The following is a 16408-nucleotide window of genomic DNA, read 5'->3' on the forward strand; positions in this document are numbered from 1 at the left end:
GGCTGGCAAAGGGAGTTGAGATGCTATTTGGGTTCTTCCGTACACTTTTCCGTATTCTCTTTCGCATCCGCGTCACTGGCGATGCCCAGGCGCTTCGCGGCGAACGCGTTTTAATCACTCCAAATCATGTTTCCTTTATCGATGGCATCCTGCTGGCGTTGTTTTTGCCCGTGCGTCCGGTGTTTGCGGTGTATACCTCCATTAGCCAGCAGTGGTACATGCGCTGGCTCACGCCGTTGATTGATTTTGTGCCGCTCGACCCGACAAAGCCGATGATGATTAAGCATCTGGTGCGTCTGGTAGAGCAGGGGCGTCCGGTGGTGATTTTCCCGGAAGGGCGCATTTCAGTGACCGGTTCACTGATGAAGATCTACGATGGCGCGGGGTTTGTCGCGGCGAAGTCAAAGGCGACCGTGGTGCCGCTGCGTATTGAAGGGGCAGAGCTGACCCATTTCAGCCGTCTGAAGGGGCTGGTGAAACAGCGTCTGTTCCCAAAAATCACGCTGCATCTTCTGCCGCCAACGTCGCTACCGATGCCCGATGCGCCGCGTGCCCGCGATCGCCGTAAAATCGCCGGGGAAATGCTGCATCAGATTATGATGGAAGCGCGTATGGCTGTTCGCCCGCGCGAAACGCTGTACGAATCTCTGCTTTCCGCGCAGCACCGCTATGGCGCGAAGAAAAACTGTATCGAAGACATCAACTTTACCCCGGATACCTATCGCAAACTGCTGACCAAAACCCTGTTTGTGGGCCGTATTCTTGAGAAGTACAGCAAGCAGGGCGAAAAGATTGGCCTGATGCTGCCTAACGCGGGCATCAGCGCGGCGGTGATTTTTGGTGCGGTTTCACGGGGCCGTATTCCGGCAATGATGAACTATACGGCGGGTGTTAAAGGGCTGACCAGCGCCATTACCGCCGCTCAGATTAATACCGTCTTTACCTCCCGTCAGTTCCTGGACAAAGGCAAACTCTGGCATCTTCCCGAGCAGCTCACCCAGGTGCGCTGGGTCTTCCTGGAAGATCTGAAAGCGGACGTGACCACCGGCGACAAGCTGTGGATTTTTGCTCACCTGCTGATGCCGCGTCTGGCCCAGGTCAAACAGCAGCCGGAAGATGACGCGATTATTCTCTTCACGTCGGGTTCAGAGGGCAACCCGAAGGGCGTTGTCCATAGCCACAAGAGTATTCTGGCGAACGTTGAGCAGATCAAAAGCATTGCCGACTTTACTGCGGATGACCGTTTTATGTCGGCGCTGCCGCTGTTCCACTCCTTTGGCCTGACGGTGGGGCTGTTTACGCCACTGCTAACCGGTGCAGAAGTGTTCCTCTATCCAAGCCCGCTGCATTACCGCATTGTGCCTGAGCTGGTGTATGACCGTAACTGCACCGTCCTGTTCGGGACCTCAACCTTCCTGGGTAACTATGCGCGTTTTGCCAATCCGTATGATTTCTATCGCGTGCGGTATGTGGTGGCTGGCGCGGAAAAACTGCAGGAGAGCACGCGTCAGATCTGGCAGGACAAGTTTGGCCTGCGCATTCTTGAAGGCTATGGCGTTACCGAGTGTGCGCCAGTGGTCTCGATTAACGTACCGATGGCGGCGAAACCGGGTACGGTTGGCCGAATTCTGCCGGGGATGGACGCGCGTTTGCTGGCCGTGCCGGGCATTGAGGACGGCGGCCGTCTGCAGCTGAAGGGGCCAAACGTGATGAACGGTTATCTGCGCGTGGAAAACCCAGGCCGGCTGGAGGTGCCGACAGCGGAAAACGTCAACGGCGAGATTGAAACCGGCTGGTACGACACCGGTGATATTGTCCGTTTTGATGAACAAGGCTTTGTTCAGATTCAGGGACGCGCAAAACGCTTCGCCAAAATTGCCGGCGAAATGGTCTCTCTGGAAATGGTTGAGCAACTGGCGACGGCCGTATCCGCCGATAAGATGCATGCAACCGTGGTGAAGAGTGATATCAGCAAAGGTGAGGCGCTGGTGCTGTTCACGACAGACAGCGAGCTTAAGCGAGACAGGTTACTTAGCTATGCGCGTGAACATGGTATTCCTGAACTGGCAGTGCCGCGCGATATTCGCTACCTGAAGCAGCTCCCGGTGCTGGGGAGCGGGAAGCCCGATTTCGTGACCCTGAAAGGCATGGTTGAAGAGGCGGAACAGCAAAATGCGTGAGTCAGTACACACTAACACATCGCTCCGGTCAAAAGGCATGATGGCCGTTATTGCCGCGCAGTTTCTCTCTGCGTTCGGCGATAACGCGCTGTTGTTTGCCACTCTGGCGCTGCTGAAAGCTGAGTTTTACCCCGACTGGAGTCAGCCGATCCTGCAGATGGTGTTTGTGGGCGCTTACATTGTCTTTGCTCCGTTTGTGGGGCAGGTGGCGGACAGTTTCCCTAAAGGCCGGGTAATGATGTTTGCCAACGGTCTCAAACTGCTGGGCGCCGCCAGTATTTGTTTTGGTTTCAATCCGTTTATTGGCTACACGCTGGTGGGCATTGGCGCCGCCGCCTACTCCCCGGCGAAGTATGGCATCCTCGGAGAACTGACCACGGGCGATAAGCTGGTGAAAGCTAATGGCCTGATGGAGTCGTCAACTATTGCCGCTATCCTGCTCGGCTCCGTTGCGGGCGGCGTACTGGCCGACTGGCATGTCCTGGCGGCACTGGGCGTGTGTGCGGTGGTATATGGCGGCGCGGTCGTCGCTAACCTGTTCATTCCGAAACTTCCGGTGGCTCGCCCGGGGCAATCCTGGCGTTTTAAACCGATGACCGGCAGTTTCTTTAATGCCTGCCGTGTGTTGTGGCGTAACGGTGAAACGCGTTTCTCCCTGATGGGAACCAGTATGTTCTGGGGCGCGGGCGTTACGCTGCGCTTCCTGCTGGTCCTGTGGGTGCCGGTGGCGCTGGGGATCACTGACAACGCGACGCCGACCTATCTCAATGCAATGGTGGCTATCGGCATTGTGGTTGGGGCAGGTGCTGCGGCGAAGCTGGTGACGCTCGAAACGGTAGCGCGCTGCATGCCGGCAGGGATCCTGATTGGCGTCGTGGTGCTTATTTTCTCGCTGCAGCATGCTTTATTGCCTGCGTATGTCCTCCTCGTCCTGATTGGTATTCTGGGGGGCTTCTTTGTGGTGCCGCTGAACGCGTTACTGCAGGAACGTGGCAAGCAGACCGTCGGGGCGGGGAATGCCATTGCGGTACAAAACCTGGGTGAAAACCTGGCGATGCTGTTGATGCTGGGGCTCTATTCACTGGCGGTAAAAGTCGGTGTGCCGGTTGTGGGGATTGGCGTCGGATTTGGTGGGCTGTTCGCACTGGCGATTGCCGGATTATGGCTTTGGCAGCGTCGCCGTTGATCTCTATGCCCGGTGGCAGCTTCGCCCTACCGGGCCTGCAAAATCAGCAAACATCACGAAACGTAGGCCGGGTCAGGCGAAGCCGCCACCCGGCAAAAGCGTCCAGCTATGGTGCCGGGTATGTGTATACCTGATGCACCGCTTCAATCTCCGCTAACACCTCTTCACTCAGGTTCAGATGGAAACTCTCAATATTGGTTTTCAGCTGTTCCAGGGTGGTCGCGCCCAGCAGGGTGCTGGCAACAAACGGTTGACGACGCACGAAGGCAAGCGCCATCTGCGCAGGGTCAAGACCGTGACGCTTTGCGATATCCACATAGGCTGCAACGGCTTTCTGCGTCTGCTCGCCGCTGTAGCGGGTAAAGCGGCTAAAGAGGGTGTTACGCGCTCCGGCCGGCTTCGCGCCGTTCAGGTATTTCCCCGTCAGCGTGCCAAAGCCGAGACAGGAATAGGCGAGCAGTTCCACTTCTTCATATTGCGTCACTTCGGCCAGGCCTACCTCATAGCTGCGGTTAAGCAGGCTGTACGGGTTCTGGATGGTGACGATGCGAGGCAGATCGTGTTTATCCGCCAGGTGCAGATAGCGCATTACCCCAAAGGCCGTTTCGTTAGACACGCCAATATAGCGAATTTTTCCCGCGCGCTGGCACTCGGTCAGCGCTTCCAGCGTTTCCAGTAGCGTAACGGCGGGGGCACTCTCATTCCAGCTGTAGCCGAGCTTACCGAAGCAGTTGGTTGGGCGCTGTGGCCAGTGCACCTGGTAGAGGTCGAGGTAGTCGGTTTGCAGACGCTTCAGGCTTGCATCCAGCGCGGCGCGGATATTCTTGCGATCGAGGACTTGGTTCGGACGGATCCCGGTATCGTTGTTGCGCGCGGGACCGCTGACTTTTGAGGCAATCACCAGCTTTTCACGGTTACCGTGTTTTGCCAGCCAGTTACCGACGTAGGTTTCGGTAAGTCCCTGCGTTTCCGGACGTGGCGGAACAGGGTACATCTCTGCGACATCAATCAGGTTAATGCCCTGGCTGACGGCATAATCGAGTTGAGCATGGGCATCGGCTTCGCTGTTTTGTTCACCAAATGTCATCGTGCCCAACCCCAGTTGGCTTATTTCCAGTGCGCTGTGGGGGATACGGTGATAATGCATAGCCGGCTTCCTCATAAGACATATAGACCGCGTCAGGGTGTACCCGACAAAGGAATATAAACATGGCAGAGGGGAAGCAAAAGGGGAAGAAAAAAATCAAAAAGGCCAGCAAGCTACTGACCTCTCTCTGATTATCGCTCGATAATTTGCGACACTTCGTCGCGATTGATCTGCATTTTATTGCCTTCCTGGTCGCGGTAGCTGACCAGACCGGTATCATCATCGACTTCGGGTTTACCGTCAGTCAGGATCATTCGACCATCTTTTGTCGCCATGACGTAATCGCTACTACAGCCCGATACGGCAAATGCTAAACCGACTGCTGAAACTAACACTGCCCATTTTTTCATCGTTATCGTCCTCATCTGGCTCGTATCAAATCATAGTCTAGTTTTAACCCGATATGGCAAGAGGAGAAAGCGGTAAAATCTTAAAAACCAGGTGATTATGTTTGAGAGCTCGCAAAATAAGTAAAAAACTATGTTTTTAAGAGAAAATGGCGGGCAAGAAGCGCGCCGGTGAAATTCTTTTTGAGATAAAAACCGCGCGGCAAGGTCAGTATTGGCTCGCCCTGTGCACCGATTGCCTCGGTGAGCGCTTTGCTATTGGCCGCTTTTGGGCGCAGCTGTAACACTTCTCCGTGTCGGGCGGTGATGCGCTCAACCTGCCCAAGAACAATCATGTCCATCAGTTCCTCCCAGTCCAGACGCAGTTGATGTTCCTCATCGTCGTTCGGACTCCAGAGCAGCGGTGCGCCAACGCGGCGGTCAGCCAGCGGGATCTGACGCTCACCTTCAACCGGTACCCACAGGACGCGCTTTAGCTTGTGGCGAACATGGCTGGTTTCCCAGGTCACGCCAGTATTGCCGGTTAATGGCGCAACACAGACGAAGGTGGTTTCAAGGGGCTTCCCCTGGCGGTCTACAGGAATGGTTTTTAACTCTACGCCAAGAGCGGCAAAATCTTGCTCAGGTTTGCTCCCTGCGCTGGCACCCAGCCACAACTCAAGCAGCATGCCGATCCAGCCTTTATCCCGCTTCAGATCCTTCGGGATCTGAAGCCCCGCTATTGCCGCCAGCTCGCCAAGCGAAAAGCCTGCCAGGCGCTGTGCCTGCTGTAGCAACAGGTTCTCGCTAGAGGGAGGTAAGAGCAAGGGTGTAAGCGGATGCATGGAGGTAACCTTTTGATTAAAAAATAAACGAAGAATTTGTCCCCTGTGGATGGAGTTTAACTTTTTCTGTACCAATATGATATCTCTATGATTTATAGGATTTTTTATCGGCTTGAAATCGTTTCACTCGCGTCAGAAAACGGGTTGTTCAAATCTGGTCACTGACAATGAACAGGATCTTACACCATGTTATCCACAGAAAAATGGGATAACTGGGTATAACCCTGACTACTGTTTCAATTTACAGCCTTGACGTGCGATGAAAATCGAATTTTCAGACAAATTGTGACTAACTTATTGGCACAATCTGTGGATAAAACCGACGCTGTTCGATCTTTCATCAGCACGACGATCCCTGATGTGATGATCGTCACGCTATTCTGATTTTTGTAGATGAAAACATGTTTAACTATATGAAAATAATGATTTTATATAAATATGATTTAAGAGGGAGTCAGGCGGCGATGAAGGTTGTTCATCGGTAATCAGACACTTCTTCACAACTATATCCACAGAAAAGGTGAATAAAATTCCCTTCACTGTCGCTCATCTGTTCATAACTCAGCACTTATTTGTGAGTTATTCAAATGTTATTAGGTTGCAGCCCTGAAAGAGAGTGGTTTACCGCCTCCCTGTAGTGTGAAACAATCATTCATATATAAGGTTTAGTTTGGGGTAGTCCGGTGATTGATGACGATGGCTACCGCCCGAACGTAGGAATAGTAATTTGTAATCGTCAGGGCCAGGTAATGTGGGCCCGGCGATATGGTCAGCACTCCTGGCAGTTCCCGCAAGGCGGGATCAATCCGGGAGAGTCCCCAGAACAAGCGATGTACCGGGAGCTTTTTGAAGAGGTCGGTTTAAGCCGTAAAGATGTTCGCATCCTGGCTTCGACCCGCAACTGGTTGCGTTACAAGTTACCGAAACGTTTGGTGCGTTGGGACACAAAGCCGGTTTGTATCGGCCAGAAACAGAAGTGGTTTTTGTTGCAGTTGGTGGGCAACGATTCAGACATCAATATGCAAACCAGCAGTACGCCGGAGTTTGATGGCTGGCGCTGGGTGAGCTATTGGTATCCTGTTCGTCAGGTCGTGTCATTTAAACGCGATGTTTACCGTAGGGTGATGAAAGAGTTTGCAAGTGTGGTGATGCAGCTTCAGGAGATCCCGCCTAAGCCGCAGAGCACACCTGCCTGGCGACGTAAAAGAGGTTAAGCTACGCAAATCATGCTCACCCGCTTGCGAGAAATAGTCGAGAAGGTGGCCAGTGCTCCGCGTCTGAACGAGGCGCTGAATATTCTGGTCACTGACATCTGTCTTGCTATGGAGACCGAGGTCTGTTCGGTATATCTGGCCGACCACGATCGGCGCTGCTATTACCTGATGGCAACCCGTGGTTTGAAAAAACCACGTGGACGCACCGTCACGCTCGCATTTGACGAAGGTATCGTGGGCCTGGTTGGACGGCTGGCTGAACCTATCAACCTTGCTGACGCGCAAAAACACCCCAGCTTTAAATACATCCCTTCCGTAAAAGAAGAGCGCTTCCGCGCTTTCCTTGGCGTGCCGATTATCCAGCGTCGCCAGTTGCTCGGCGTGTTGGTTGTCCAGCAGCGCGAGCTACGTCAGTACGATGAAAGCGAAGAGTCTTTCCTCGTGACGCTGGCCACGCAGATGGCGGCGATCCTCTCTCAGTCTCAGCTTGCCGCGCTTTTTGGCCAGTACCGGCATACGCGCATTCGTGCCCTTCCGGCATCGCCAGGCGTTGCGATTGCCGAAGGCTGGATGGACGCCACGCTGCCGTTAATGGAGCAGGTTTACGAAGCCTCTACGCTTGATGAAGCGCTTGAGCGCGAGCGCCTTACCGCCGCGCTGGAAGAGGCGGCGAATGAATTTCGTCGTTACAGCAAGCGTTTTGCCGCAGGCGCACAAAAAGAGACGGCGGCTATTTTTGACCTTTATTCGCACCTGCTCTCCGATGCGCGTCTGCGCCGTGAGCTTTTTGCAGAAGTGGATAAAGGCTCGGTCGCGGAGTGGGCGGTTAAGAAGGTTATCGAAAAATTTGCCGACCAATTCGCGGCGCTGACCGACGGTTACCTGAAAGAGCGGGCAGGGGACCTGCGGGCCCTCGGACAACGCCTGCTGTTCCACCTTGATGACACCATTCAGGGGGCGAATGCCTGGCCAAAACGGTTTGTTCTGGTCGCCGACGAACTCTCAGCAACGACGCTGGCTGAACTGCCTCAGGACAGGCTGGCCGGTGTCGTGGTGCGCGATGGTGCAGCCAACTCACATGCCGCCATTATGGTGCGCGCGCTGGGTATTCCCACCGTTATGGGGGCGGATATCCAGCCGTCGGTACTGCATCGCCTTACGCTGGTGGTCGACGGCTACCGCGGTGAGCTGTTGGTCGATCCTGAGCCGGTTCTGCTCCAGGAATACCAGCGTCTTATCAGCGAAGAGAATGAATTAAGCAAGCTGGCAGAAGATGACGTTAACCTGCCCGCACAGCTTAAGAGCGGTGAGCGGATCAAAGTCATGCTCAATGCCGGTTTAAGCCCCGAGCACGAAGAAAAGCTCGGCAGCCGCATTGACGGTATCGGCTTATACCGTACAGAAATCCCGTTCATGCTGCAGAGCGGTTTTCCCTCCGAAGAGGAGCAGGTGGCGCAGTATCAGGGAATGCTGCAGATGTTTAACGACAAACCTGTCACCTTGCGTACCCTTGACGTCGGGGCAGATAAACAGCTGCCCTATATGCCGATCAGCGAAGAAAACCCGTGTCTGGGCTGGCGTGGGATCCGCATTACGCTCGATCAGCCTGAGATCTTCCTGATCCAGGTGCGCGCCATGCTGCGCGCCAACGCGGCGACGGGCAATCTCAGCATCTTACTGCCGATGGTCACCAGCATTGATGAGATCGACGAGTCACGTCGACTGATCGAACGTGCGGGCCGTGAAGTGGAAGAGATGATTGGCTATGCGATCCCGAAACCGCGAATTGGGGTGATGCTCGAAGTGCCTTCCATGGTCTTCATGCTGCCGCAGCTGGCAAACCGTGTCGATTTTATCTCCGTCGGCACGAACGACCTGACGCAATATATTCTGGCCGTTGACCGTAACAATACCCGCGTCGCCAGTATCTACGATAGCCTGCATCCGGCGATCATTCGCGCGCTGGCGATGATTGCCCGAGAAGCGGAGCAGCACGACATTGATTTACGCCTGTGCGGTGAAATGGCGGGGGATTCAATGTGCGTCGCGATCCTGATTGGTTTGGGGTATCGCCACCTGTCGATGAACGGCCGCGCCGTTGCACGCGTGAAGTATCTGTTGCGGCATATCGATATCGACGACGCCCGCGAGCTGGCTGAACGCAGCCTTGACGCGCAGCTGGCCGCTGAGGTCCGTCATCAGGTCGCTGCGTTTATGGAACGGCGCGGTATGGGCGGCCTGATCCGCGGCGGCCGCTAATCGTCTTTCGCCCCCTCCCTGTGGGAGGGGGCACCAGCGCGCATAAAACCCTATACACATCTTTTACATCTCTGGCGCATCCTCCGCGCCCGCCTTATGCTATGATTCGCAACTTTGGAGCCTCTGCTTACGGCAGAATCGCATTTCTACCGCTGTCCACTTTCAGCGGAATAACAACATCTTGTGGTGACAGATGAACAGTGGTTATCTGCATTTTCCGGAATTTGATCCGGTCATTTTCTCAGTAGGACCTGTTTCGCTTCACTGGTACGGTCTGATGTACCTGGTGGGCTTCATTTTTGCCATGTGGCTTGCTGGCCGTCGCGCCAGCCGTCCTGGCAGCGGCTGGACCAAAAACGAAGTTGAAAACCTGCTGTATGCGGGCTTCCTCGGTGTGTTCCTCGGTGGCCGTATTGGGTATGTGCTGTTCTATAACTTCCCGGTATTCCTGAACGATCCGCTCTATCTGTTCCGCGTGTGGGACGGCGGCATGTCCTTCCATGGCGGCCTGATTGGTGTGATCCTGGTGATGGTGATTTTTGCCAAACGCACCAAACGCAACTTCTTCCAGGTGTCAGATTTTATCGCACCGCTGATCCCGTTTGGTCTCGGCGCTGGTCGTCTGGGTAACTTCATCAACGGTGAGCTGTGGGGCCGCGTCGACCCGAGCGTGCCGTACACGATGCTCTTCCCGGGCTCCCGCGCAGAAGATATCGCGCTGCTGCCGTCGCATCCGGAGTGGCAGTCCCTTTTCGACACCTACGGCGTTCTGCCGCGCCATATGTCTCAGCTGTACGAGCTGGCGCTGGAAGGCGTGGTGCTGTTTATCATTCTGAACCTGTTTATCCGCAAACCTCGTCCAATGGGAGCTGTGTCCGGCCTGTTCCTGATTGGCTATGGCGCATTCCGTATTATCGTCGAGTTCTTCCGTCAGCCGGATGCGCAGTTTACCGGCGAATGGGTACAGTACATCAGCATGGGGCAGATCCTCTCCATTCCGATGATTGTCGCGGGTGCCATTATGATGATTTGGGCGTATCGTCGTCGTCCACAGCAACAACTTTCCTGAGGAACCATGAAACAGTATCTTGAATTGATGAAAAAAGTGCTCGATGAGGGCACGCCAAAAAACGACCGCACCGGTACCGGTACGCTCTCCATTTTTGGCCACCAGATGCGCTTCAATCTGCAAGAAGGCTTCCCGCTGGTGACGACAAAGCGCTGCCACCTGCGCTCGATCATTCATGAACTGCTCTGGTTCCTGCAAGGCGATACCAACGTTGCGTATCTGCACGAAAATAACGTCTCAATCTGGGACGAATGGGCAGATGAAAACGGTAACCTTGGCCCGGTTTACGGCAAGCAGTGGCGCGCGTGGCCAACGCCTGACGGCCGCCATATTGACCAGATCACGACCGTCATGAACCAGTTGAAAAACGATCCGGACTCGCGTCGAATCATTGTTTCTGCCTGGAACGTGGGCGAGCTGGATAAAATGGCGCTGGCGCCGTGTCACGCCTTCTTCCAGTTCTACGTGGCGGATGGCAAGCTTTCCTGTCAGCTCTACCAGCGTTCTTGCGACGTGTTCCTCGGCCTGCCGTTTAACATTGCCAGCTATGCGCTGTTAGTCCACATGATGGCGCAGCAGTGCGACCTGGAAGTGGGTGATTTCGTCTGGACCGGTGGGGACACCCATCTCTACAGTAACCATATGGAGCAGACGCATCTCCAGCTGACGCGCGAACCGCGCGCGCTGCCGAAGCTGATTATCAAACGCAAACCGGCGTCAATCTTCGATTACCGCTTTGATGATTTTGAGATTGAAGGTTACGACCCGCACCCTGGCATCAAAGCACCTGTTGCTATCTGATGCGATAAAGCGTGACACAACCGGTGCTGTTTAGCGCCGGTTTTTTTTCGTCTTCATCCCGTTTCCCGATACGCTATCCAGAAAGCGTGCAACGCGCTGCAACTCTCCCAATTCTGCGGATAACGCCTCGTAAAACGATAATTCATTGCTCGTCATGTCCACGGCGCTTCGCCACACTCCCGGTATGAAAAAAGAGAACGGCTTTACGCTTATCGAAACGCTGGTCGCCATTTCGCTTGTCGTTATCCTCAGCGCCTCAGGACTGTACGGCTGGGACAGCTGGCAACGGCAGCAGCAGCTGTGGCAAACCGCCTGTCAGGTGCGAGATTACCTGCTGTTCCTGCGCAACCATGCCAACCAGCATAACCGCGATCATCAAATTACCCTTCAGCGGAGTGGAGAAAGAGACTGTCTGGTGAGTTCTGCTTTGCAAAGCTGTGAGAAAGGCAGCCCCTTTGCACTGATTCCACTCTGGCCTGACGTCACTGTGAGCGAGTTAACGCCGTCTTTAGGGTTCTATGGATTAAGGAATACGGCATGGGCAGGACGGATACGGGTTCAAAGCCGGGCAGGAGAATGGCTGGTTATTGTCTCAAACGGAGGGCGCATCAGGATGTGTAAGGTCGCAGAGGGCGGTTTATGTTGATGAGACAGCGCGGTTTCTCACTGACTGAAGTGCTGATAGCCACGGCAATAAGCAGCCTTTTGCTGATAAGCGCATCGCGATTTTTGCCAGGGCTACAGCGGGCTGTATTACTGCAATCCGGCCAGCGAGAGCTGGAAGAAGAGGTCTGGCAACGCCTGTTTACCCTCGGAAAACAGCTTCAGCGCGCGGGATACTGCGCGGGTAACTGTCAGGGACAAGCGCTGGTGACGGCAAGGCAGGGCAGTTGTGTCATTGTGCGGTGGGACGCCAACAGTAACGGCAAATGGGATAGCACAGCATCTGAAAATGACAGCACCGGTTTTCGTCTGGAATCGGGCGCGCTGGAAACCCTGCGTGGCGCAACCTCGTGTGAAGGAAAAGGATGGGAAAAGCTGACAGACCCGGACAGGCTTGTAATCACGCACTTTGTGGTGAGTAAAGTTGAACATGCCGGTTTTGCGCCAGAACTGAATATCGAACTGGCTGCCATTCGTAAAGGCGAACAGGGGGAGCCCTGGCAGGCCTGGCATACGGTCACGGGGTACAACCTGTGAACCGACAACGCGGGATGTCTTCGCTGGCACTGGTTCTGCTTTTACTGGTGCTTGGCAGCCTGATCCTCGCCGGTCTCAATCAGCAGCTTACAACGTTTAGTGCGCTCGTTGGCGGTGAGAGCTACTCACTTCAGCAACAGGCATCTGTGCAGTCCGCGCTTGAGTGGGGACGTGTTCAGAGCTGGTCATCAGAACCACAGGTTCAGTGCAAAAAAGCATCAACCTGGCGAGTGTGTCTGCGGCGACTTAGCGAGACGCATGTGTTACTGATTGCGGGCGGCAACGACCTGCTGCTCTGGCGCGCAGGAGAAATAATGAACGGAGAGGTTCGCTTTTCGCCTCACGGCTGGAGTGATTTTTGTCCACTAAAGGAGAGCGCGTTATGTCAGTTGCCGTGAGCCGAGAAAAAGGGTTTAGCATGGTTGAGGTCCTGTTGGCGATGATGTTGCTGGTGATTGTCGTAACGGCACTGTCGGGTTATCACCGGGTGCTGGCGGCGCGGTTTACCGTGTTTAATCAGTATCGCCAGCTCTGGCACCATGCCTGGAACCAGTCACAGCTCTCAACAAATGTTCTCCCCGCAGACTGGCAGGCCAGTCGGGGGCAGACAACGCTCGCCGGATGTGTCAGCATCACGGCTACACTTATTTCTCCTCTGGGGCGGCGCGGTGAGATAACGCGTCTGCATTGCCCGGTTAGCCAGTAGTCGGGAGCGTCTATGTTAAGGGTCTACCACTCAAATCGTCTGGATGTGCTGGAAGCACTGATGGAATTTATCGTTGAGCATGAGCGGCTTGACGATCCTTTTGAGCCTGAGATGGTGCTGGTGCAGAGCACCGGTATGGCACAGTGGCTGCAAATGTCGCTCTCCCGTAAATTTGGTATAGCCGCGAATATTGATTTCCCGCTACCCGCGAGTTTTATCTGGGAGATGTTTGTCCGTGTGTTGCCGGACATTCCGGAGCAAAGCGCCTTCAACAAGCAAGGCATGAGCTGGAAGCTGATGGCGCTGCTGCCAGAAATGCTGCAGCACGATGAATTCGCCATGCTGCGCCACTACCTCAATGACGATACCGATAAACGCAAGCTGTTCCAGCTGGCGTCGCGCACCGCCGATCTTTATGACCAGTATCTGGTATACCGTCCGGAATGGCTGACTCACTGGGAAGCCGGCGAGCTTGTGGAAGGTTTACCGGAGGCGCAGATCTGGCAGGCTCCCCTGTGGAAAGCGCTGGTGGAACATACGGAGAAACTTGGCCAGCCTAAGTGGCACCGTGCCAACCTCTACCAACGGTTTATCTCCATTCTGCAAAACAGCGCTGAACGACCGGCACGACTGCCTTCTCGCGTGTTTATCTGCGGTATTTCGGCATTGCCACCGGTTTACCTGCAGGCGTTGAACGCGCTGGGTAAACATATCGACATTCATATTTTATTTACGAATCCATGTCGCCACTACTGGGGGGATATTCAGGATGGTCGCTGGCTTTCCCGGCTTGTGACCCGCCAGAGGCGACGCCTTTTTGAAGAGCGTACCGTGCCCCTGTTTAAAGACGGAGCCTCTGCCGCGCAGCTTTTCGATGAAAACGGTATTCAGAACCTGCCGAATCCACTGCTTGCCTCATGGGGGAAACTGGGGCGTGATTATATTCATATGTTGTCCGACATCACGTCCTCAGGTGAAGGGGACGTGGATGCCTTTGTCGAGATCGCTCCGGATAGCCTGCTGCACAATATTCAGCTAGATATTCTGGATCTGGAAAACCGTGCCGTCATGGGCGTGACGGCGAACGAGTTCGAACGCAGCGACAAGAAACGGAAGCTGGAGGCTGACGATCGCAGTATCAGTCTTCACGTTTGCCATAGCCCACAGCGTGAGGTCGAAGTGCTTCACGACCAGCTACTGGCGCTGCTGCAGGAGGATCCCGAACTGACGCCGCGCGACATCGTGGTGATGGTGTCGGATATCGACAGCTACAGCCCCTTCATTCAGGCCGTCTTTGGTAGTGCGACGGGCGAGCGATACCTGCCTTACGCCATCTCGGACCGCCGCGCCCGTCAATCTCATCCGGTATTACAGGCATTTATCACTTTGCTGTCCCTTCCGGATAGCCGGTTTATCTCCGAAGATGTCCTGGCGTTACTGGATGTGCCCGTGCTGGCCGCACGCTTCAACATCAATGAAGAGGGGTTACGTTACCTTCGCCAGTGGGTGAACGAGTCTGGCGTGCGTTGGGGTATTGACGACGATAACGTCCAGGAGTTTGAGCTTCCCCCAACTGGTCAACACACGTGGCGGTTTGGCCTGACGCGTATGTTATTGGGCTACGCCATGGAAAGCAGCCAGGGCGAGTGGAATGAGGTACTGCCTTACGATGAATCCAGTGGGTTAATTGCTGAACTGGTGGGGCATTTAGCGTCGCTACTGATGCAGCTTAACCGCTGGCGTCGCGAGCTGATGCAGCCGCGTGCGCTTGAAGAGTGGCTCCCGGTTTGCAGGGCGTTACTCACTGATTTCTTCCTGCCGGACAGCGACACCGAAGCGGCGATGGCGCTCATTGAAACACAGTGGCAGGCTATCGTCGACGAGGGTGTAAATTCCCACTATCGCGAGGCGATTCCTTTATCACTGCTGAGAGATGAGCTGACGCAGCGGCTTGACCAGGAGCGAATCAGCCAGCGTTTCCTGGCCGGCCCCATTAATATCTGCACCCTAATGCCAATGCGTTCTATCCCGTTTAAAGTAGTTTGTCTGCTGGGCATGAATGACGGCGTTTATCCACGTGCGCTGGCGCCGCTGGGGTTCGACTTGATGAGCGCAGATCCAAAGCGGGGCGACCGTAGCCGCCGCGATGATGACCGCTACCTCTTCCTTGAAGCGCTCATTTCTGCACAGAACAAGCTTTATATCAGCTACATCGGCCGTTCCATTCAGGACAACAGCGAGCGTTTCCCTTCCGTCCTGGTGCAGGAGCTGGTGGATTATATCGGCCAGAGCCACTACCTGCCGGGGGATGAAGAGCGCAACTGTGATGAAAGCGAGCAGAGGGTGAAAGCCCATATCACCTGTTTACACAGCCGCATGCCGTTTGACCCGGTGAACTACGTTGCCAGCGAGCGCCAGAGCTATGCGCAGGAGTGGCTACCGGCGGCGAAAAAAGAGGGGAGCGCGCATACCGATTTCATTCAGGAACTTGACCCGCGGCCGATTGATACCCTGACCTTCGAACAGCTTCAGCGGTTTTGGGCACATCCGGTGCGCGCTTTCTTCCAGCAACGATTACAGGTTAACTTCCGTTCTGAAGAGAGCGAAATTCCTGATGCAGAACCCTTCACCCTGGAAGGGCTGGAGCGCTATCAGTTAAATCTGCAGCTGCTGAATGCGCTGGTTGAAGAGGAAGATGCTGACAAACTCTACCGCCGCTACCGTGCGGCAGGGCAACTGCCCTATGGAGCGTTCGGGGAGATTGTCTGGGAGGCGCAGTGCCTTGAGATGACCGCTCTGGCAGAGCGCGTGAGAGAGTGCCGACAGCCCGGAAAAAGTATTGAAATCGATCTCAGGTGCAGCGGCGTACAGCTCACGGGCTGGTTAACTCAGGTTCAGCCAGATGGGCTGCTCCGCTGGCGGCCTTCTATGCTGAGCGTGTCTCAGGGGTTGCAACTCTGGCTGGAACATCTTGTCTACAGTGCGGGTGGTCATAAAGGCGAAAGCCGGATTTTCGTGCGCAAAGAGGGCGAATGGCGCTTCCCGCCGATGGAGGCGGAGCAAGCGTTAAGTTACCTGTCTTTGTACATTGAGGGCTACCGTCAGGGAATGAACAAACCGCTCCTGCTGCTGCCGGAAAGCGGCGGTGCCTGGATAAAAGCCTGTTATGACGTGCAGAATGATGCGATGTTAACGGACGAGGCGTCACTGCAGAAAGCGCGCAGTAAATTTATGCAGGCCTACGAAGGAAACATGATGGTGCGGGGCGAAGGTGAAGATGTCTGGTATCAGCGCTTATGGCGCACGCTTGAACCAGAGTACTTCGAGACTATCAAGGAAGAGGCGCAGCGCTACCTGTTACCGTTGTTCAAATTTAATCAGTCCTGAGCGCTGTATAAAAATTGCGCAGCATAGGGTGTTCATTTATGATGCACTTCTTATCACGGACTGATGTACCCAATAAAGAGATGTTGGC

The 16408-nt window shown here is 54.9% G+C and carries 14 protein-coding genes; 11 read left to right on the top strand and 3 right to left on the bottom strand.

The window, feature by feature from the left end; all coding sequences use genetic code 11:
- Positions 1–20 precede the first annotated feature (20 nt).
- Both aas and lplT read left to right on the top strand, forming a co-directional pair.
- Positions 21–2180, top strand: coding sequence for a bifunctional acyl-ACP--phospholipid O-acyltransferase/long-chain-fatty-acid--ACP ligase (gene aas / locus E3U32_RS11270; RefSeq protein ID WP_134348853.1), 2160 nt, complete (start codon positions 21–23; stop codon positions 2178–2180).
- Positions 2173–3366, top strand: a complete 1194-nt coding sequence (gene lplT / locus E3U32_RS11275; protein WP_134348854.1) for a lysophospholipid transporter LplT — start codon at positions 2173–2175, stop codon at positions 3364–3366. Before aas ends, lplT begins: the two co-directional genes overlap by 8 nt.
- Before the next feature lie 106 nt (positions 3367–3472).
- On the opposite strand, the gene E3U32_RS11280 is transcribed toward lplT, so the two are convergent.
- From E3U32_RS11280 to mutH, 3 genes are all read right to left on the bottom strand, one after another.
- Positions 3473–4513, bottom strand: a complete 1041-nt coding sequence (locus E3U32_RS11280) for an NADP(H)-dependent aldo-keto reductase (protein ID WP_134348855.1) — start codon at positions 4511–4513, stop codon at positions 3473–3475.
- A 131-nt stretch (positions 4514–4644) separates the two neighbouring features.
- Positions 4645–4863 carry a YgdI/YgdR family lipoprotein gene (locus E3U32_RS11285; protein ID WP_008499668.1) on the bottom strand — a complete coding sequence of 73 codons (219 nt, stop codon included), beginning with the start codon at positions 4861–4863 and terminating at the stop codon, positions 4645–4647.
- A gap of 128 nt (positions 4864–4991) precedes the next feature.
- Positions 4992–5684, bottom strand: a complete 693-nt coding sequence (gene mutH, locus E3U32_RS11290; RefSeq protein WP_134348856.1) for a DNA mismatch repair endonuclease MutH — start codon at positions 5682–5684, stop codon at positions 4992–4994.
- A gap of 683 nt (positions 5685–6367) precedes the next feature.
- Between mutH and rppH the strand changes: the two genes are divergently transcribed.
- From rppH to recC, 9 genes are all read left to right on the top strand, one after another.
- Positions 6368–6898, top strand: a complete 531-nt coding sequence (gene rppH / locus E3U32_RS11295) for an RNA pyrophosphohydrolase (RefSeq protein WP_029883214.1) — start codon at positions 6368–6370, stop codon at positions 6896–6898.
- 12 nt (positions 6899–6910) lie between these two features.
- Positions 6911–9157 carry a phosphoenolpyruvate--protein phosphotransferase gene (ptsP, locus tag E3U32_RS11300; protein ID WP_134348857.1) on the top strand — a complete coding sequence of 749 codons (2247 nt, stop codon included), beginning with the start codon at positions 6911–6913 and terminating at the stop codon, positions 9155–9157.
- A 193-nt stretch (positions 9158–9350) separates the two neighbouring features.
- Positions 9351–10226: a prolipoprotein diacylglyceryl transferase gene (lgt, locus tag E3U32_RS11305; protein WP_047347987.1), complete on the top strand. Its 876-nt coding sequence runs from the start codon at positions 9351–9353 to the stop codon at positions 10224–10226.
- Positions 10227–10232: 6 nt separating this feature from the next.
- Entirely contained in the window at positions 10233–11027 is a 795-nt protein-coding gene (thyA, locus tag E3U32_RS11310; protein WP_014885081.1) for a thymidylate synthase, read from the top strand.
- A 184-nt stretch (positions 11028–11211) separates the two neighbouring features.
- Positions 11212–11673 carry a prepilin peptidase-dependent protein gene (locus tag E3U32_RS11315; RefSeq protein WP_134348926.1) on the top strand — a complete coding sequence of 154 codons (462 nt, stop codon included), beginning with the start codon at positions 11212–11214 and terminating at the stop codon, positions 11671–11673.
- Complete coding sequence (locus E3U32_RS11320) at positions 11667–12227, top strand: prepilin peptidase-dependent protein (RefSeq protein WP_134348858.1); 561 nt, start codon at positions 11667–11669, stop codon at positions 12225–12227. The genes E3U32_RS11315 and E3U32_RS11320 overlap by 7 nt, the downstream gene beginning before the upstream one ends.
- Positions 12224–12625: a DUF2509 family protein gene (locus E3U32_RS11325; RefSeq protein WP_134348859.1), complete on the top strand. Its 402-nt coding sequence runs from the start codon at positions 12224–12226 to the stop codon at positions 12623–12625. The genes E3U32_RS11320 and E3U32_RS11325 overlap by 4 nt, the downstream gene beginning before the upstream one ends.
- A complete protein-coding gene (locus E3U32_RS11330) occupies positions 12610–12933 on the top strand; it encodes a prepilin-type N-terminal cleavage/methylation domain-containing protein (RefSeq protein ID WP_134348860.1) in 324 nt (107 codons plus the stop codon). The genes E3U32_RS11325 and E3U32_RS11330 overlap by 16 nt, the downstream gene beginning before the upstream one ends.
- Before the next feature lie 12 nt (positions 12934–12945).
- Positions 12946–16320 (top strand): exodeoxyribonuclease V subunit gamma, encoded by a 3375-nt coding sequence (recC, locus tag E3U32_RS11335; protein ID WP_134348861.1) that lies wholly within the window; start codon positions 12946–12948, stop codon positions 16318–16320.
- The last annotated feature ends 88 nt before the right edge of the window (positions 16321–16408 follow it).

It is taken from the genome of Lelliottia nimipressuralis, from assembly GCF_004402045.1.
Lineage (GTDB): Bacteria > Pseudomonadota > Gammaproteobacteria > Enterobacterales > Enterobacteriaceae > Enterobacter > Enterobacter chinensis.